At 71.1% G+C, this 18,117-nt stretch carries 15 protein-coding genes; 12 read left to right on the plus strand and 3 right to left on the minus strand.

Going from position 1 to position 18,117, the window contains the following annotated elements:
• Window positions 1–509: 509 nt before the first annotated feature.
• A complete protein-coding gene (locus EAH86_RS17200; protein WP_140743017.1) occupies window positions 510–2,738 on the plus strand; it encodes a helicase-associated domain-containing protein in 2,229 nt (742 codons plus the stop codon).
• Between the two features lie 10 nt (window positions 2,739–2,748).
• On the opposite strand, the gene EAH86_RS17205 is transcribed toward EAH86_RS17200, so the two are convergent.
• Window positions 2,749–3,690, minus strand: a complete 942-nt coding sequence (locus tag EAH86_RS17205; RefSeq protein WP_140743019.1) for a hydroxymethylglutaryl-CoA lyase — start codon at window positions 3,688–3,690, stop codon at window positions 2,749–2,751.
• 96 nt (window positions 3,691–3,786) lie between these two features.
• Here EAH86_RS17205 and EAH86_RS17210 point away from each other — a divergent pair, with 96 nt between their 5' ends.
• From EAH86_RS17210 to EAH86_RS17250, 9 genes are all read left to right on the plus strand, one after another.
• Window positions 3,787–4,617: a DUF4190 domain-containing protein gene (locus EAH86_RS17210; RefSeq protein WP_140743021.1), complete on the plus strand. Its 831-nt coding sequence runs from the start codon at window positions 3,787–3,789 to the stop codon at window positions 4,615–4,617.
• A gap of 3 nt (window positions 4,618–4,620) precedes the next feature.
• Entirely contained in the window at window positions 4,621–6,267 is a 1,647-nt protein-coding gene (locus EAH86_RS17215) for a DNA repair helicase XPB (protein ID WP_140743023.1), read from the plus strand.
• Window positions 6,268–6,277: 10 nt separating this feature from the next.
• On the plus strand, window positions 6,278–7,069 hold the full coding sequence (locus EAH86_RS17220; RefSeq protein ID WP_140743025.1) for a phosphatase PAP2 family protein: 792 nt from the start codon (window positions 6,278–6,280) through the stop codon (window positions 7,067–7,069).
• A 243-nt stretch (window positions 7,070–7,312) separates the two neighbouring features.
• Entirely contained in the window at window positions 7,313–8,095 is a 783-nt protein-coding gene (locus EAH86_RS17225; protein WP_194150793.1) for a CHAP domain-containing protein, read from the plus strand.
• 320 nt (window positions 8,096–8,415) lie between these two features.
• Window positions 8,416–9,123, plus strand: a complete 708-nt coding sequence (locus tag EAH86_RS17230; RefSeq protein WP_241668428.1) for a response regulator transcription factor — start codon at window positions 8,416–8,418, stop codon at window positions 9,121–9,123.
• 3 nt (window positions 9,124–9,126) lie between these two features.
• The gene (locus tag EAH86_RS17235; protein WP_241668429.1) at window positions 9,127–10,692 is read left to right on the plus strand and encodes a sensor histidine kinase; all 1,566 of its coding nucleotides are present in this window, start codon (window positions 9,127–9,129) and stop codon (window positions 10,690–10,692) included.
• Window positions 10,693–10,745: 53 nt separating this feature from the next.
• Window positions 10,746–12,356 carry a S1C family serine protease gene (locus tag EAH86_RS17240; RefSeq protein WP_140743031.1) on the plus strand — a complete coding sequence of 537 codons (1,611 nt, stop codon included), beginning with the start codon at window positions 10,746–10,748 and terminating at the stop codon, window positions 12,354–12,356.
• Window positions 12,357–12,607: 251 nt separating this feature from the next.
• Window positions 12,608–14,629, plus strand: a complete 2,022-nt coding sequence (locus tag EAH86_RS17245; protein ID WP_241668430.1) for a HelD family protein — start codon at window positions 12,608–12,610, stop codon at window positions 14,627–14,629.
• A 29-nt stretch (window positions 14,630–14,658) separates the two neighbouring features.
• Window positions 14,659–15,321, plus strand: a complete 663-nt coding sequence (locus EAH86_RS17250; protein ID WP_140743033.1) for an HD domain-containing protein — start codon at window positions 14,659–14,661, stop codon at window positions 15,319–15,321.
• On the opposite strand, the gene EAH86_RS17255 is transcribed toward EAH86_RS17250, so the two are convergent.
• Together EAH86_RS17255 and EAH86_RS17260 are read right to left on the minus strand one after the other, a co-directional pair.
• Window positions 15,272–15,805 carry an NUDIX hydrolase gene (locus EAH86_RS17255; protein ID WP_140743035.1) on the minus strand — a complete coding sequence of 178 codons (534 nt, stop codon included), beginning with the start codon at window positions 15,803–15,805 and terminating at the stop codon, window positions 15,272–15,274. The genes EAH86_RS17250 and EAH86_RS17255 overlap by 50 nt on opposite strands.
• The gene (locus tag EAH86_RS17260) at window positions 15,802–16,539 is read right to left on the minus strand and encodes a DUF4031 domain-containing protein (RefSeq protein WP_140743037.1); all 738 of its coding nucleotides are present in this window, start codon (window positions 16,537–16,539) and stop codon (window positions 15,802–15,804) included. The genes EAH86_RS17255 and EAH86_RS17260 overlap by 4 nt, the downstream gene beginning before the upstream one ends.
• A 124-nt stretch (window positions 16,540–16,663) precedes the next feature.
• On the opposite strand from EAH86_RS17260, the gene EAH86_RS17265 reads away from it, so the two are divergent.
• Both EAH86_RS17265 and EAH86_RS20680 read left to right on the plus strand, forming a co-directional pair.
• Complete coding sequence (locus EAH86_RS17265) at window positions 16,664–16,954, plus strand: WXG100 family type VII secretion target (RefSeq protein WP_140743039.1); 291 nt, start codon at window positions 16,664–16,666, stop codon at window positions 16,952–16,954.
• Window positions 16,955–17,092: 138 nt separating this feature from the next.
• Window positions 17,093–18,115, plus strand: a complete 1,023-nt coding sequence (locus tag EAH86_RS20680) for a DUF2510 domain-containing protein (RefSeq protein WP_206665872.1) — start codon at window positions 17,093–17,095, stop codon at window positions 18,113–18,115.
• Window positions 18,116–18,117: the final 2 nt, after the last annotated feature.

Below are 18,117 nucleotides of genomic sequence, written 5' to 3' on the forward strand. Positions count from 1 at the left end.
GACCGTGACCACCGGGGCCGCGGGGGGCGGCACCGACGGGACCTGAGCCCGGACCGAAGGGGCCGCCTCCACCGCCGACGGGTCCACCTGCGGCAGGGCCTCCCGCAGCGGGTCCACCGGCTGCCGAAGCCGTCGGAGGAGCGACCGGTGACGGCCCCGCGTCGGCCGGACCCGCGCCTGCGGCCTCCGAGACGGCGGGCAGCGGTTGGGTGGCAGCGGGCGGTGCACTCTGTGTCTCCTGCTCCGAACCCGGGACGGCAGGATCCCGGGGTGGCTTCGCGGCCCCCTTGGGAGCGCGGGGCTTGCTGGGTTCGGTCGGCTCCGACATGGTGCGTCCTCTCGTTGGCACAAGTGTGGAGGACCACCCTGTGCATGGCATGGGAAATGGCTGAGAGTCCAGAGGCCCCGGCCAAGGCGACTACCGTGGTGCGGTGGCCGCCATATCCTCACCCCGCCCGCCGACCGCCCCGTCGGCTGCCGGATCGACAGCTCGGTCCACCGCTCGGTCGATGGCGGACGACGTACGGCAGCGGACCGACGACGAGCTCGCGGCGTTGCTGCGACGTCGGCAGGACCTGGCCCGTCCAGCCCCTGCCGACCTGTCGTCCCTCGCTGCCCGGGCCAGCACCCGGGCGAGTGTGCAGCGGGCCGTCGACTCACTGGACCTGGCCCACCTCCAGGTCCTCGAAGCCGCTGTTGCTGCGACCTCCCCGCTCGACACCACGGCTGTGGGCACCCTCCTCGGGGTCACCCCCTCCGAGATCGAGGCGCTGCTCGACGACCTCTGGACGCTCGCCCTGCTCTGGGGCAGTCCCGAGGGGCTGCGCGTGACGCGCACCGTCGTCGAGGTCCTGCCGCACCCCGCGGGGCTTGGGCCCAGGGCGGCCGACACCTTCGTGGACATCCCGCCGACCGACACCATCCCGGCACTCCTCGCGGACGCGCCAGCCGCAGCGCGCGCCATCCTCGACCGGCTGACCTGGGGACCACCGCTGGCCGTGCTCCCGCCCGGGACTCCCGAGCGGTTGGCAACCGGTGCGCGCTGGCTGCTCGAACACCACCTCGTCTTCTCCCCGTCGGCCGACCAGCTGGTGCTGCCCCGTGAGGTGGCGCTCGCCCTGCGCGAGGGACGCAGCCATGCCGCGCCGGCCCTCCAGCCGCCCGGCCTCGAGGGCCAGACCCGCGCCGCCGCCGAGGTCGACGCCGCCGCCGGCCAGCAGGTCACCGACCTCCTTGCCCTGGTCGACGAGCTCGCCGCCGAATGGGGCCTCCGCCCCCCTCGGGTGCTCCGCTCCGGCGGCCTCGCCGTCCGAGACCTCAAACGGCTCGCCTCCGTGCTCGACGTGGACGAGGCCCGCGCTGCCTTCGTCGCCGAGCTCACGTATGCCGCCGGCCTCCTCGCGGACGACGGCTCACTCGACCCTTCGTGGGCTCCAACCCCCGCCTACGACGAGTGGCAGCAGCACCCCGGCGACCAGCGCTGGGCCGTGCTCGCCCGGGCCTGGCTGCTCACCACCCGGGCGCCGCACCTCGTCGGCACCACGCCCGCCGGCGCGTCCGGAACCGTCAACGCGCTCGGGCCCGACGCGCACTGGCCACCGGCCCGTGGCCTGCGCAGGGACGTCCTCGACCAGCTCGCCGCCGCCCCAGTAGGACTGGCTCCTGACCGGGCCCGCGTGGGCACCGCACTGGGCTGGCACCGTCCGCGCCGGGTCCCGGCCAGCCTCGACACCGTGGTCGCCGCGGTGCTCGGCGAGGCCGAGTGGCTGGGCGTGACCGGTCGTGGGGCGATCTCGAGCGCCGGACGTGCCCTCCTCGCGGGCCGCTCCGACGCGGAGCTGGCCGCCGCCATGCAGCCACACCTCCCCGAACCCATCGAGCACGTGCTGCTCCAGGCCGACCTGACCGCCATCGCCCCGGGCCCGCTGGCCGGAGGACTGGCCACCTTCATGCGACTGGTGGCCGACGTCGAGTCGCGCGGCGGCGCCACCGTCTACCGGTTCAACCAGGACTCGGTCCGTCGGTGCCTGGACGCCGGATGGTCCGTCGACCAGGTGCTGGGAGCGTTGACCGACGCCAGCCACACACCTGTCCCCCAGCCGCTGGACTACCTCATCCGAGACGTGGCCCGTCGGCACGGGCAGGCGCGCGTGGGGGCCATGCGGGCCTACATCCGCTGCGACGACGAGGCCACCCTGGGCGCGATGATCGCCGACCGTGAGCTGTCGCCGCTCCAGCTGAGGAACATCGCCCCGACCATCCTGGTGTCACCGGTGGCGGCTGAGACGGTGCTGGACTTCTTGCGCGAGAACGGCTTTGCGCCCGCAGCCGAGACTCCGGACGGCGGAATCATCGTCCCCACCGCAGGGCAGCACCGCACACCCCTCCAACGACGACCCGCCCCCATCACCGCCCAAGCGGTCGACGACGAGCTGGTCACCACCATGGTCGGTGCGCTGCGCGCCGGCGAGGAGGCCGCGGCATACCAGCGCGAGGAGGTAGCGAGCAGGCCGGGACCCAGCCTGCCGAGCACCGACCCCACCACGACCCTGGCGGTGCTCCGCGACGCGGCAGCCGACCGGCAGTCGGTCTGGCTGGGCTACTCCGACGCGGACGGCCGGGTGCTTCGGATCCTCTTCTACCCCGAGCGGGTGGAGGGCGGCCGGGTGCACGGGACGGCTGATGGGGCGGCACGCACCCTGTCGATCCACCGGGTGACGGGCGCCGTGCAGGGCTGACCGTCGCAGGTCAGGCGCCGCCGGCGAGCGCCTTCACGACGTTGGAGGGTGACGGGCGACCGAGGTGGCCGGCCATCCACACGCTCGTCTGCACCAAGCTGGCGAGGTCGACGCCGGTCTCCACACCCGCGCCGTCCAGGGCCCAGACGAGGTCCTCGGTGGCGAGGTTGCCGGTCGCGCTCTTGGCGTAGGGGCAGCCACCGAGGCCACCGGTGGACGCGTCGACGACGGTGACGCCGTGCCGCAGCGCGGTCATCGTGTTGGCGAGCGCCTGGCCGTAGGTGTCGTGGAAGTGCACCCCGATCCGGTCGGCCCCGATGCCGCGGGCGTCGAGCGCGTCGAGCAGTCGGCTCACGTGGCCAGTGGTGCCGGTGCCGATCGTGTCGCCCAGCGAGAGCTGGTCGGCGCCGAGGTCCATCAGCCGCTCTGCGACGTCGACCACCTGCTCGACGGGGACGGGCCCTTCCCACGGGTCGCCGAAGCACATCGACACGTAGGCGCGGACCCACAGCCCGGCATCCTTGGCGCGTGCCACGACGGGGGCAAACATCTCGACCGACTCGGCCACGCTGCGGTTCAGGTTCTTGCGGGCGAAGGTCTCGGTGGCGCTGCCGAAGATGGCAATCGCACCGACCCCTGCGTCGAGCGCGTTGTCGAGGCCGCGCTCGTTGGGCACGAGGACAGGGCGACGTGGGCCTCGGCCGACGTCGCCGAGGTCGGCCAGCACCTCGCGGGCGTCGGCGAGCTGCGGCACCCAGGTCGGCGGGACGAACGAGGTCGTCTCGATCGTCTCGAGTCCGGCGGCGGCCAGTCGGCGGATGAACTCCGCCTTCACGGCGGCCGGGACGACGGCCTTCTCGTTCTGCAGACCGTCGCGCGGGCCCACCTCGTAGATGGTGACCCGGCTCGGCAGCTCCGGGTTCGGTTCGCGCTGGGGCAGTCCGTTGGTCACGGTCTGATCCTGCCATTGCCGGACCGGCCAACGGGCCCCGTCGGCAGGGGTTAGATTTGCACCCGAACGCAGGCGACGCCCGAAGGGACGCACGACATGAGCGACACCCCACGCAACGACGAGACCCCCGAGTACCGCGACCCGACCGCGCCCAGCGACCCCACGGCCCCGAGCGACTCGCCCAGCGACTCCAGCAGCTCCGACGACTCGGACACATCGGGCGGCTCCTTCGACCTCACGTCGCCGATCGAGACCAACCAGACGCAGGAAGTCCCGCCCATCCCGCCGGCTCCAGCCAGCCCCTCGGCGCCCCAGCCCGCTTCGCCCTACGCCGCGCCGCCGGGGCCGCCCGCTCCGCCCGCAGCCCCGGAGAGCTGGACGGGTGGACAGCCGGGTGGACAGCCGGTCTACGGCCCACCCCCCGGCTCGGCGCAACAGAACCCGTATGCCGCGCCGCAGGCTGGCGTCGGTGCGCCGCCTCCGCCGCACAACCCCTACGCGAGCACCCCGGGCGCCGGTCAGCCGAACCCCTACGCGCGTCAGCAGTACCCGACCCAGGGCCAGGTCCAGGGTGGCTACGCCGGCGCGCCGGGCTACGGCGCACCGGGCTACGGCGCCGCGCCGTACGGCGCTCCTGGCTACGGCGCCCCGGTGTATGCCGCGCCCCAGTCGCTCAGCGGCAACACCATTGCCCTGCTGGTCGTGTCCGGGCTGATGACGCTCGGCTGCCTCGTCGGAGTCGTCGGCCTGATCTTCGGCATCATCGCCGCCACCAAGAAGGATCAGCCGGCCGAGTCGGCGAAGTACACCCGCTGGGGATGGATCGCGGTGGGTGTCACCCTCGTTCTGGCGGCTGTCGGCATCGTGGCGTTCATCGCCCTGGTGGCCACGACCGGGACTTCCTCATCATTCAACTCGGGGTACTAGCCGGTGCCTGATGGCCCGCTGATCGTCCAGAGCGACAAGACGCTGCTGCTGGAGGTCGACCACCCCCGCGCCGAGGAGGCGCGCCGGGCGATCGCCCCGTTCGCCGAGCTCGAACGCGCCCCCGAGCACATCCACACCTACCGGGTCACCCCGCTGGGCCTGTGGAACGCGCGCGCGGCCGGTCACGACGCCGAGCAGGTCGTCAACGCCCTCATCACCTTCAGCCGGTATGCCGTGCCGCACGCCCTGCTCGTCGACGTCGCCGACACGATGGACCGCTACGGCCGCCTCACCCTCGAGAAGGACCCCGAGCACGGCCTGGTGCTTCGCACCACCGACCGGCCGGTGCTCGAGGAAGTGTTGCGGCACAAGAAGATCAAGCCGCTGATCGGTGAGCGGATCGACGCAGACCGGGTCATCGTGCACCCCTCGGAGCGCGGCCACCTCAAGCAGGAGCTGCTCAAGGTCGGTTGGCCTGCGGAGGACGAGGCAGGCTACGTCGACGGCGAGGCGCACGCCATCGACCTCGACAACAAGGACTGGTCGCTGCGGCCCTACCAGCAGCAGGCCGTCGACGGTTTCTGGCACGGCGGGTCCGGTGTCGTGGTCCTCCCCTGCGGTGCCGGCAAGACCCTCGTCGGTGCTGGGGCGATGGCCGTGGCGAAGGCCACCACCCTCATCCTCGTGACCAACACGGTGTCCGCGCGGCAGTGGCGCGACGAGCTGCTCAAGCGCACCTCGCTCACCGACGAGGAGATCGGCGAGTACTCCGGTGCCCGTAAGGAGATCCGGCCGGTCACCATCGCGACCTACCAGGTGCTGACGACCCGCCGGAAGGGCGTCTACACCCACCTCGACCTGCTCGACGCCCGCGACTGGGGCCTGATCATCTACGACGAGGTGCACCTGCTCCCGGCGCCGATCTTCCGGATGACCGCCGACCTCCAGGCCCGTCGTCGGCTCGGCCTCACCGCGACCCTCGTGCGCGAGGACGGCCGCGAGGCCGACGTCTTCTCGCTGATCGGCCCGAAGCGCTACGACGCCCCCTGGAAGGACATCGAGGCGCAGGGCTACATCGCCCCCGCGGACTGCGTCGAGGTGCGCGTCACGCTCCCCGACGCCGACCGTCTCGCGTATGCCGTGGCCGAACCGGAGGACCGCTACCGGCTGTCCTCGTGCAGCCCGGTCAAGAACCCCGTGGTCGAACGGATCGTGGCCCAGCACAAGGGTGAACCCACCCTCGTCATCGGCCAGTACCTCGACCAGCTGGCGGAGCTGTCCGAGCGGCTCAACGCCGACGTCATCACCGGCGAGACCCCGGTCGCCCAGCGGCAGAAGCTGTTCCAGGCCTTCCGGGTCGGCGAGATCAGCCTGCTCGTGGTCTCCAAGGTGGCGAACTTCTCGATCGACCTGCCCGAGGCCAGCGTGGCCATCCAGGTGTCCGGGACGTTCGGCTCCCGACAGGAAGAGGCCCAGCGGCTCGGCCGGGTGCTCCGTCCCAAGGGCGACGGCCGCACCGCGCACTTCTACACGGTCGTCTCCCGGGACACGGTCGACGCCGAGTTCGCTGCCCACCGGCAGCGCTTCCTCGCCGAGCAGGGCTACGCCTACCGCATCGTCGACGCCGACGACGTGGACGCCACCGCCTGACCCCACGCACATGAGCGACGCTCGGCCGCCCGACAGCGCACCGCCACCCGTGCGCACTGGCTTGCGCGGGTGGCGGCGAGCGGGGGTCGAGCTGGCCGGACTGGTCGTGGGACTGTTCCTGTTCTCGAGGCTGCGCAACCTGGCAGGCACTGATGTCAGGTGGGCGACCGAAAACGCTCATGCGCTGCAGGCTGTGGAGCGTGGCCTCAGTCTGGATGTCGAGGTCGCCGTCAACCATTGGCTTGCCTCGCACCCCACGCTGATGGTGGTGGCGGTCCTCTACTACCGGCTCTACTACCTGCCGGTGGTCGGGGTGTTGCTGTGGGTGCTGGTCCGGCACCCTCGGGCGTACCGGACCATCCGCCGCACCCTCATCGTCATGCTGTTCTTGGCTCTCCTGGTCTTCTGGTTGGTGCCGCTGTCCCCACCGCGTTTCGCCCTGCCCGGCATCATCGACATCGTGGCCGAGCACGACCCTGTCGCCGGCAAGGCCTCCCGAGATCTCACGACGGGGCAGAACCACTTCTCGGCGATGCCGAGCCTGCACGTGGCCTGGTGCGCGCTTGGCGCGTATGCCGCGTGGCTGGCCTTGCGTGGGAAGCACCCGCGGCTCGCTCGACTCCCCTGGCTGCTGCCCGTCGGCATGGTCCCTGTCGTCATCGGCACGGGCAACCACTACGTGCTGGACGTGGCCGGGAGCGTGCTGCTCCTGGCACTCTCGATCGCCGCGAGTGCATCATGGCAGCGCCACGGCCGACTCCAGCTCCACCGGCCCAGGGGGCGGAATCGCTCGGTCGGCTGATGTGGACGAGCCCGTTACCGCCGGGCTGGTCGGCGACCGGGGAGCGCTCCCCTCGCGGCGGCATACCACTCCGGTGCTGTCGCTAAAGTGTTGGGGCACAGTCACTTTCGTGAGGTCGACCCACTCCCCGAGACGCTGCCATGGGGAGGTCTCCCCATGGCGCCAGCTCTGCCACCGCTCCTACCTTCAGGTCCAGCAAGCCGAGCCGACAGGAGGCCCGGCCACACACAGGAGCTGAACACCATGGGCATCACCGCCATCACGACCAAGCCGGTTCGCCTCGCCGTGGCCTCCCTCGCGGGGCTCGGCATCGCCGGCGGGATCGCCGTCGCCGCGAACGCCGCGACGGGGACCGTCCACACGTCCAGCGCATCGCTGTCGGTGCGGTCCGGGCCGGGCACCGGGTACGCCAAGGTCGGGACCCTGGCCAAGGGCGCCAAGGTCACCATCTCGTGCCAGACCACCGGCAGCACGGTGAAGGGCACCTACGGCAGCTCGAACATCTGGGACAAGGTCGGCACCGGCCGCTATGTCTCCGACGCCTACGTCTACACCGGCTCCGACGGTCGGGTCGCCCCCGCCTGCGGGAGCACGCTGCCCAGCAACCCCGGCACGCCCAGCGACGTGATCGGCAACAACTACCCCTACAGCGGCCAGACCTCCGGCGTGGACCGCTGGAACATGTACAAGGGCCAGTGCACCTCGTTCGCCGCCTGGCGGATCGAGAGCGTCCACAAGATCAAGGGCTTCACCAACCAGTACAAGGGCCAGCACTGGGGCAACGCGAACAGCTGGGACGACGCTGCCCGCCGCTCCGGCGTGACCGTGGCCAGCCGCCCGAAGGTCGGCGACATCGCGCAGTCCGACGCCGGCAGCTTCGGCCACGTGGCCTACGTCGCCAAGGTCAACGCCAACGGGACCTTCGTCGTCGAGGAGTACAACTACGTCCACCCGGAGCACTACGGCACCCGCACGGTCAGCGTCGGCTCGGGTCGCGGCCAGTTCGACTCGTTCATCCGCTTCTGAGCAGTCCGGCCCCACTGACCACCACGAAACCTGAGCCAATAGACCTCACGAGCGCGGCAACAAGTCGCGTTCCTCCCACACTTGTTGCTCCCTCATGGTCACTAAACCCCGAATCCCGCCCTCCGTGACGACCCCAGAACAACAAGTCGCGTTCCTCCCACACTTGTTGCTCCCTCATGGTCACGAAACCCCGAATCCCGCTCTCCGTGACGACCCCAGAACAACAAGTCGGACCAAAGAGTGGCGCACGAGCGCGGCCCACACCGACGCGCCCAGACGGCATACAGGAAACTCCCAGACTCTGCCCCGACACTGAAGCGGTGACCACTGCCCAACCCGAGGCCCGCCTCCTCGTCGTCGAGGACGAGCCCAACATCCGCGAGCTGCTCGCCACGTCCCTGCGCTTCGCGGGGTTCGAGGTGCACGTGGCCGCTGACGGCGCCACCGCCCTGCACCTCGCCACCGTCCACGAGCCCGACCTGGTCGTCCTCGACGTGATGCTCCCCGACATGGACGGCTTCACGGTGACGCGCAAGCTGCGCGACACCGGCCGTCAGCTGCCGATCGTGTTCGTCACCGCGCGCGACTCGGTCGACGACAAGATCAAGGGGCTCACGGTCGGCGGCGACGACTACGTCACCAAGCCGTTCAGCCTCGAAGAGGTGGTCGCCCGGATCCGCGCGGTCCTGCGTCGCACCCGGGGCGAGGTCGACGACGGCGCCTCGATGCGGTTCGAGGACCTCGAGCTCGACGAGGACTCCCACGAGGTGAGCCGGGGCGGGCGTTCGATCGACGTCTCCCCCACCGAGTTCAAGCTGTTGCGCTACCTGATGCTCAACCCCAACCGGGTGCTGTCGAAGGCGCAGATCCTCGACCACGTCTGGGACTACGACTTCCGCGGTGAGAGCGGGATCGTCGAGTCCTACATCTCGTACCTGCGCCGCAAGATCGACCTCGACGGGGTGCCGCCCCTGATCCACACCAAGCGCGGCGTCGGCTACGTGCTGCGCAAGCCGCCGGAGGGCTAGCCCGTGTCGACCGTTGGCACCGGCCCCGCCACCCAGGACAGCCCGCCACAGGCTCCTCCGGACCTGATCACCCCTGGCCCCGATCCGGCTCCCGCGGGCCCCGCCCGCCTGGCCGTCGAGCGCGCCAAGGGACACCTGGAGCTGCTCCCGCTCCGCGTGCGGCTGGTCGCCGTCATGGTCGTGCTCCTGCTGCTGGCCCTGACCATGACCGCGTCGGCAACCGCGGCCCTCATGCGGCGGGACCTGATGGGACGGGTCGACGACGACCTGCAGCGCGCCTTCCCCACCGTCGCCCAGCAGGCGCTCAACTCGTTGCGTGCGCCGACCCGCAACCGACTACCCAGTGGCTATGCGGTGGTGTTCTACCCCGCGGACGGCACCACTGCCGTCGAGATCGACCCGACGGGCGCCAGCGCCCGTCCCGGCGTTCCAGACTCGTTGCCGCTCACCGACCCACGGGTCACCTCCCCCGACGCGTTCACCATCGGCACTCGCGACGGGTCGGGCAAGTGGCGTGCCGTCGCGGGGAGCCTCAAGGACGGGTCCGCCACCTTCATCGTCGCGGTGCCCCTGGCGAGCGTCAGCCACACCGTGCGGCGGCTCGTGCTCATCGAGCTGCTCATCGGCCTCGCCGTCCTCGCGGCGTGTGCAGTCATCGGTTGGTATGCCGTCCAGCGCGCCTTCCGGCCGCTGCGCCAGATCGAGGACACGGCGGCGGCGATCGCCGATGGGGACCTCGCCCGCCGCATCCCGACGCGCACCGCCAAGGACGAGGTCACCTCCTTGTCGCGGTCGCTCAACGTGATGCTCGCCCAGATCGAGCAGTCCTTCGCCGCCCGCGAGGCTTCCGAGGAACGGATGCGCCAGTTCGTCGCGGACGCCTCCCACGAGCTGCGCACGCCCCTCGCGGCGGTGCGCGGTTACGCCGAGCTGTACCGCCAGGGTGCGGTCCGTGAGCCGGCCGACGTCGCCAGCGCGATGACCCGGATCGAGGGTGAGGCCACCCGGATGGGCGGCCTCGTCGAGGACCTCCTCATGCTGGCCCGCCTCGACGACCAGCGGCCGATGCGTTTCGCCCCTGTCGACCTGACCGTGCTCGCGGCCGACGCGGCCCAGGATGCCCAGGCCATCGACCCAACCCGCAGGATCACGGTGTCGGGACGCTCGGGCCCGCTGGGACCGACGGTCGTCCCCGGGGACGACGCCAAGCTGCGCCAGCTGCTGGCCAACCTGGTCTCCAATGCCCTCAACCACACTCCCCACGGAACTCCTCTCCAGATCGCTGTGGGCACAAGGGAATCCGACCAACACGTCGTGTTGGAGGTGCGGGACCACGGGCCGGGGGTCGACCCCGAGAAGGCGCGCAAGGTGTTCGAGCGGTTCTACCGCGCCGACCCCTCGCGGGTCCGCGGCACCGGGGGTGGCAACGGTCTCGGCCTGGCCATCGCAGCCGCGATCGTCAATGCCCACCACGGCCGGATCGGGGTCGCCCAGACCCCCGGCGGCGGCGCCACGTTCATCGTCGAGCTGCCCACAGGGAACTCTCAGGCAGCGTCCAGCACCCCTTGACGTTGACCCGGTTGAATCAGGGTCACCAAGCCACACCAAGGAGCGCGAACGCCATGACCCAGATCCACCCGGACACCCGACCGGCCACCGGTGACGGCGGTCAGCCTCCCCAGCCGGCGACACCCGAGACGCACGAAGTCTGGGCCGCGCCGACCGCGCAGCAGGCGGACCAGCCATCAGCACCCGACGCCAACCCGTCGCTCCAGCAGCCGTCCACCGAGCCCGCCCAGCCCGCGCAGCCCGCGCAGCCCGCGCAGGGCCAGCCGACGGCCCCCGTCTGGTTCGGCCAGACGCAGGAGATCGCCAGCCCGGAGGGCCGCACCCAGGAGCTGCCGCGCGACCACGCGGCTTTCGGCCTCCCCGCGGCGGGTGCCCACCCGGCATACCCGCCCCTCTCTCAGCCACCGGCTGGGCCGCCCCCTTCCTTTCCCACTCGGGACGGGGCAGAGCCTGCCCAGCCGGCCAAGCGGCGCCGATTGACGGAACTCACCGCCGTCGCGGTGCTCGCCGCCCTCCTCGCGAGTGGCGGCACCTACGCCGCGGCCCAGCTGGTCGACGGTTCGCAGCCCTCCTCCTCTGCGAACACGTCTGCCCTGGGCCGCGGCGCGGACACCGGTCCGGTCGTCCAGGCTGACGCCACGAACCCGAACTGGACCGCTACCGCAGCCGCCGTGGCGCCCAGCGTCGTCGCCATCACCGTGAAGTCCGGCCAGAGCGAGGCACAGGGGTCCGGCGTCGTCATCGACGCCAAGGGCCACGTCCTCACCAACAACCACGTCGTGAGCGGCGCCGGTTCGGGCGCGAGCATCACGGCGACCCTCAACGACGGCCGCACCTACAAGGCCACCGTGGCCGGCACCGACCCGAGCACCGACCTGGCCGTCATCACCCTGAGCGGCGCCCCGAGCGACCTCAAGCCGATCGCGGTCGGCAACTCCGACGACATCAAGGTGGGCGACCCGGTCATGGCGATCGGCAACCCGCTCGGCCTCGCCGGCACCGTGACGACCGGCATCGTCAGCGCGCTGAACCGGCCGGTGACGACCGCAGCCGAGGACAACAGCCAGCCGCAGCAGCAGGACCCGTTCGGCCAGAGCCTCCCGGGTCAGGACCAGCAGCCGCAGACCGGCAGCGACAGCTCCGACGTCGTCACCAACGCGATCCAGACGTCCGCGGCAATCAACCCAGGCAACTCCGGCGGCGCTCTCGTCAACGCCTCCGGTCAGCTGATCGGCATCAACTCCGCCATCGCGAGCCTCGGCTCGTCGAGCTCCAGCGGGCAGAGCGGCAGCATCGGCATCGGGTTCGCCATCCCGGCGAACGAGGCCAAGGGCATCGCGTCGCAGCTCATCTCGTCGGGCAAGGCCGAGCACGCCTTCCTCGGGGTCAGCCTCGGCGACGGCACCGCCTCCGACGGCACCAGCCAGCGAGCCGGCGCGCAGATCACCGCGATCTCGGCCAACACCCCGGCTGCCAACGCCGGTCTGCAGAAGGGTGACGTCGTCGTCGCGGTCAACTCCGAGCGCATCGACTCCGCCCTGTCGCTGGTGGCCAACATCCGCGAACGCGCCGTGGGCGACAAGGTCACCCTGACGGTGCTGCGCAACGGCAAGCAGGTCAGCCTCACGGCCACCCTGGTCGCCAAGGCAGCCGCCACCTCCTGACACCGCAGCGGAGCCGGCCCCCACCGTGGCGTCGGCTCCGCTGCCCCAAGTCGTCGCTGGTCGGGCACCTCGCCTCGACCGCGACCGGGTCCCGCCGATCGTGCGGACGGCGGGACCGAAGCCGGGCCGGGCGCTCTCGCCCCTTTCCGAGAGCGCCCGGCCACAGCTGTCCCGGTCGAGACCAGACCACCAGAGCACCCACCAGACAAACCGTTCGACGCGGACCCGACTCGGTGGCAAGGTGGACCCTCGTGTCTCCTACCGCTCCCGCCCCCGAACTGAAGCGCGAGCAGGACTACCTCGGAGCGGCGCGCGAAGCGCTCGCCCGGATGCGTGAGCAGACCCTGTCGCTGAAGATCCAGGCGCACGACCCGATCTCGGCCGAGCACCTCGCCCGGACCCTGCACCTGCGCGCCGCCTCGCTCCAGGACGACCCCTCCACCACCCTGTTCTTCGGCCGGATCGACACCGACAGCGACGAGCGCTGGTACATCGGGCGGCGGCACGTGGCCGACGCCGCAGGCGACCCGATGGTGATCGACTGGCGAGCCGGCATGTCGACGGCCTTCTACCGGGCGTCCCGCACCGAGCCGATGGGAGTCATGCTCCGGCGGCGGTTCGGGCTGGACCGCGGGGCCATCACGGCCTACGAGGACGAGCACCTCCAGGACCGGGCCGAGCACGACACCCGCAGCCAGATCCTGGCCGAGGAGATCGAGCGGCCCCGCATCGGCCCGATGCGCGACATCGTCGCCACCATCCAGCCCGAGCAGGACGAGATCGTCCGGGCCGGGGCGGACCAGACGATCTGCGTCCAGGGCGCGCCCGGCACCGGCAAGACCGCCGTCGGCCTGCACCGCGCAGCGTGGCTGCTCTACGCCTTCCGCGACCGCCTGGCCCGCTCCGGCGTCCTCGTCATCGGCCCCAACCGTGCCTTCCTCGAGCACATCGGCGCCGTCCTGCCGGCCCTCGGCGAGGTGGCTGTCGGCCACACCACCATCGAGGAGCTGGTGGCGTCGGTGCCCGTGCGCGGCACCGACAGCACCGAGACCGCTGTGCTCAAGGGCGACGCGCGCCTCGCCGAAGTGCTCCGGTATGCCGTGTGGTCGGCCGTGCAGCGCGCCACCGAGCCGCTGGTGGTGCCCCGGGGCGTCCGCAAGTGGCGGGTCCCCGCCTACGAGGTGAACGACATCCTTGACGAGCTGAAGTCGAGGGGGGTGCGCTACGACGCGGCGCGGCAGATGCTGCCGCAGCGCCTTGCCCACGCGGTCCTCCTGCAGATGGAGGGCGCGGGTGACTCACCCGACGACCGGGTGCAGGACCAGGTGGCCCGCAGCGCCATCGTGAAGAAGTACGTCGCGGGCCTGTGGCCGGCCCTCGACGCCAAGGCCGTGCTGTTCTCGCTGCTCTCCGATCCCGATGCGCTGGCGCGCCACTCGCAGGACCTCCTGAGCGAGGAGGAGCAGCGGATCCTCCTGTGGGACAACCCTGCTCGCTCCAAGGGGACGGCCCGCTGGTCACGTCCCGACACCGTCCTGCTGGACGAGCTCGGCGACCACATCGCCCGCACCCCGTCGCTGGGCCACGTCGTGCTCGACGAGGCGCAGGACCTGTCACCCATGCAGCTGCGCGCCGTGGGCAGGCGGTGCTCGACGGGGTCCGCGACGGTGCTCGGTGACATCGCACAGGGCACCACCCCGTGGGCCACCGACTCCTGGGAGTCCTCGCTGCGCCACCTGGGCAAGCCCGGCAGCCACGTCGAGGTGCTGGACCGGGGCTTCCGCGTCCCCGCTAGCGTCATCGAGTACGCCGCACAGCTGCTCCCCCACATGGCACCCGGCCTGGGTTCGCCCGTGTCGGTCCGCGACAACCCCGGTCGTCTCGACCTGGTCGCCGTCAGTCCTTCCGAGCTCCTCGTCCGCACCGCGGACGTGGTCGCGGTGGAGCTGGGCGAGCCGGGGTCGATCGGCGTCATCGCGCCGGACGACCTGGTGGGCGCGTTGTCAAAGACGTTGAACGCCAAGGGGATCGAGCACGGCGTCCTCGGCCAGGACCACGGCGACATCGACCACCAGGTCGACATCGTGCCGGCCACCGTGGCCAAGGGCCTCGAGTTCGACCGGGTGATCGTCGTCGAGCCGGCCGCCATCGCCGCCGCCGAACCTGACCAGCGCACCGGCCTGCGGCGGCTCTACGTCGTGCTCACCCGCGCCGTCTCGGCCCTCACCGTCGTCCACGCCGAACCACTACCCGTCGAGCTCAGTTTCCCCTGAGCCGGGCCGTCCTCTGACAGACTCGCCCCGTGCCGGCCCTCATCACCTGGTGGAAGCTCGATGTCACCGAGCTCGCCCCGGGCGCGCACTCGGACGCCGTCCTGGCCATCGGGTCCGACCTGGTGCGCAGGCTCGGTGAGAGCCACCGGCGCTACCACACGACCCGACACCTCGTGGAGCTCTTCTGGGCCCTCGAGGACCTGGAGGGTGCGCGCGTGATCTCGGCACGCGAGGCGGCGGTGGGACGGATCGCCGGCTGGTTCCACGACGCGATCTACGATACGACGACGGCCGCCGGGGACAACGAGATCCACAGTGCCGAGCTCGCTGTTCGCGACCTCACTGCCCTCGGCTTCGCGGACGGCGACCTGGAGACCGTCCGCGAACTCGTCCTCGCGACCCAGACGCACGAGCTGGCCCACAACGGCCTGCCCGCCGCCTTCCACGATGCCGACCTGTGGATCCTCAGCGCCCCACGTGGCCGCTACGACGAGTACACCGTCCAGGTGCGCGAGGAGTATGCCGCCGTGCCCGACGACGTCTTCGCGTCCGCACGCGCGGCCATCCTGCGGCCGTTCATCGATCGTGAGTCGATCTATGCGACGGCGTTTGCCCGGGACAACTGGGAGGAGGCGGCCAGGCTCAACCTGGCGGCGGAGCTGGAGACCCTGGTGGCGGCGCGTCCTCGATGAGGGGCCACCAGAATCGTTCGCCGGAGAGGTTGTGGAACTCCTCGAGGCTCATCCACTGCGGGTCCACGGCATCGTCCTCGGTGGCCCTCAGATCCGGTGCGGCTGAGGAGATCTGGGCCCGATAGAGCTGCATCGACCCGCCATCAGAAGGCCATCGGCCGGTCGAGGAGACAGGCGTGAAGCGCTCCTCGCCCCACATCGTCAGTGAGTCCTCAGCGAGCTCCACCCCCGTCTCCTCGCGCACCTCCCGCAGCACGCACTCGACGACGGTCTCTCCCGCTTCCCGCCAGCCACCGGGCAGGCCCCATTCGCGGCGCCGCGGACTGTATGCCACGGCATACCGGCCGTCGATGTCCTGGAGCACCACCATGGCCGCGAACACCCGTGCCTCCGGCGCCGGCTCGTCCGAGCGGACCAGGTCGACGTGCGCGACCGAGCCGTCGGCGAACTGCACGTCGCGCAGCCGTGCGAGCACGACCCTCACCGGCGGTGCTCCAGCTGCTCCATCAACGGCCACCAATGGCGTTGCGAAAGCTCAGGATCCGCACCATGGAGCGGCCGCCAGACGCCATGGTCGGCATCGCCCGCGGGAGGAAGCCAGGCCGTGTAGACGGCGAAGCACGCCTTGGGGACCGGCCACGGGTAGTCGGCATCCGGGGACGGCACGGTGTTGCGGACGTAGCCCAGAAGGGTCGGGGACAGGCCGATCGGTGAGCCCATCAGGTCGTCCACCAGCAGGCGCAGTGCGGCTGCCGGCGTGTGGGTTGCCACCGGGCGGGTGGGGAGGTCCCAGCCACCGTCCGACCGCTCGAGCACCATCAGGTCCGGTCCGCGCAGGAGGGCGAGGCGGACCAGGACCGTGTTGGCCGGCGGCTCCTCCTGACGCGAGGCGATCACGTCGGCCCGCGAACCCGGCGGCAACCACGACGCCCCCGGTACGGCCTGCACGACGCGTTCGTGCTTGCGCTTCTGGATCCGCAACCCGCTGCGCTGCAGGATGCGCACCACCTCTCGCCCGTCGACCGCCACGGCACCTGCCGCCACCAGCGCGGCATACCGCTCCTGGGGTACGTCGTAGTGGTCACCTTCGAACCCGCGGCGCGGAATCCCTTGTGCCACAGCGAATTCGTGCAGCTCGTCATACGAGATGTCACTGACGAGGTGGGACCACAGACGGCCGTGCGCCGGCCAGGCGGGTGGGTCGATCCAGATCGTCACCCGGCTGACGCTACCCGTCCCCGACCGCGGCCCTGTGGATAACCCTCGGGCCGGTGACGCCGGGATGCCTAGCCTCGGCACAGGCGGCTGTCATGGGGGCAGCACACTGGTCAGGAGGACAACCATGTCGGCACAGTTCACGGTGGACACCGAGCGGATCCAGGCCGCGTCGGGTGACATCGCCCGGATCTCCAGTGAGATCGACAGCCAGGTCATCGCCATGATGGCGCGCCTCAACGGACTCCAAGGCGCCTGGACCGGAACCGCTTCCGCGCGGTTCCAGTCCCTCGTCGCAGAGTGGCAGGGCACCCAGAAGCAGGTGCGCGCCTCCCTCGACTCGATCGGTGGCGTGCTCGCCGCTGCCGGCGTGCAGTACGCCGAGACCGAGGCGCAGACGCTGCGGATGTTCAGCTGACGGCTTGCGGTCCCGATTTCGCCGGGTTCGTCCACGCACATTGGCCGATCACGACACCCGCAACGTCGCAATAGCCTCCGAGATGCACGGGAACACAGCGCGCCCCACGCGTGGGGCTGGACGTGGACGGAGACGGCCATGAACATCGAGCCCTTGGCCTTGGTGACCAACCTGCGTGCGTGGGCGGTGGGGTTCGCCGCGTGGCTGGTCATCGACCTGTCGGCCGGCTGGAGCACGGACGACGGAACCTACCGGTCCAGTGCGCGTGGGGTAGGTGCCTTCTTCGCGTTCTTCCTCATCGTTCGCATGGTGCGAATTCTCTGGCCGATGCGTGCAGCCGGGGCGACCAAGCTGGTCGCAGGTGGACGCACCAACGTCGTGCACACCTTCACCGGCCGCACCTCCGACGTGGCCACGACCACCACGACCACGAGCAACACCCACGGCAGCGTGTGGAACGTGGGGTCGACCATCTCGGGCAACATCCGGACCGACACCCAGACCACACGGCGCCAAGACTTCTTCCTCAACGACGATGACGGAGTCGCCCGTGGGTTCACGCTCCGGCACGACCAGATCATGCTCGGGCAGAACCAACGGGTGACGGCGGCCTGGGCGATCCCGCCGCTGCGTCGGCGCGGCCGCTATGTCGCCTTCGTCAACCACACCCAGCGCACGTGCTTGTTCCCGGGCAACGAGCTGGCGGTGCTGGCCATGGGAGGCTCACCAGCGCTCGCCACGCTGTGGACGTTTCTGACGCTCGGCGCCTTCATGGTGGCCGGCAGCGGATCCGGTATCGGGTTGGGGTTTGCCGGGCTGCTGTTCCTCATCGTGGGGAGCCGCCTGCAGGCCAGCTACTTCAAGCACATCGGCTCGCGTCCCCTCGTGAGCCGGTTGTCCGCCGGTCACGTCACCCGCGCGGTTGCGCCTCGCGTCCAGCCGCAGGGGACCTCGGCTCCGGCTCCGGCCCCCGCTTCAGCGCCTGCACAGGCCGTTGCCGCTCAGCCCCCCGCGGTGATGGCGCCTCCCCCGCCGCCCCCGCAGGCTCCTGCCGCCTGGCTGACCGACCCTCAGCGACGGCACGAGCTGCGCTGGTGGGACGGCAGCCGCTGGACGGAGCACGTCAGCGACGCTGGCAGCCCCAGTACTGATCCCGCCTGACA

This window comes from Pedococcus bigeumensis (genome assembly GCF_006438965.1).
GTDB classification, from domain to species: Bacteria; Actinomycetota; Actinomycetes; order Actinomycetales; family Dermatophilaceae; genus Pedococcus; species Pedococcus bigeumensis_A.

What these genes read in the sequence shown, in the direction of transcription:
- EAH86_RS17200 (WP_140743017.1), top strand. Translation starts at nt 510, where the DNA reads ATGGCGGACGACGTACGGCAGCGGACCGACGACGAGCTCGCGGCGTTG.
- EAH86_RS17265 (WP_140743039.1), top strand. Translation starts at nt 16,664, where the DNA reads ATGTCGGCACAGTTCACGGTGGACACCGAGCGGATCCAGGCCGCGTCG.
- EAH86_RS20680 (WP_206665872.1), top strand. Translation starts at nt 17,093, where the DNA reads ATGAACATCGAGCCCTTGGCCTTGGTGACCAACCTGCGTGCGTGGGCG.
- EAH86_RS17210 (WP_140743021.1), top strand. Translation starts at nt 3,787, where the DNA reads ATGAGCGACACCCCACGCAACGACGAGACCCCCGAGTACCGCGACCCG.
- EAH86_RS17240 (WP_140743031.1), top strand. Translation starts at nt 10,746, where the DNA reads ATGACCCAGATCCACCCGGACACCCGACCGGCCACCGGTGACGGCGGT.
- EAH86_RS17220 (WP_140743025.1), top strand. Translation starts at nt 6,278, where the DNA reads ATGAGCGACGCTCGGCCGCCCGACAGCGCACCGCCACCCGTGCGCACT.
- EAH86_RS17225 (WP_194150793.1), top strand. Translation starts at nt 7,313, where the DNA reads ATGGGCATCACCGCCATCACGACCAAGCCGGTTCGCCTCGCCGTGGCC.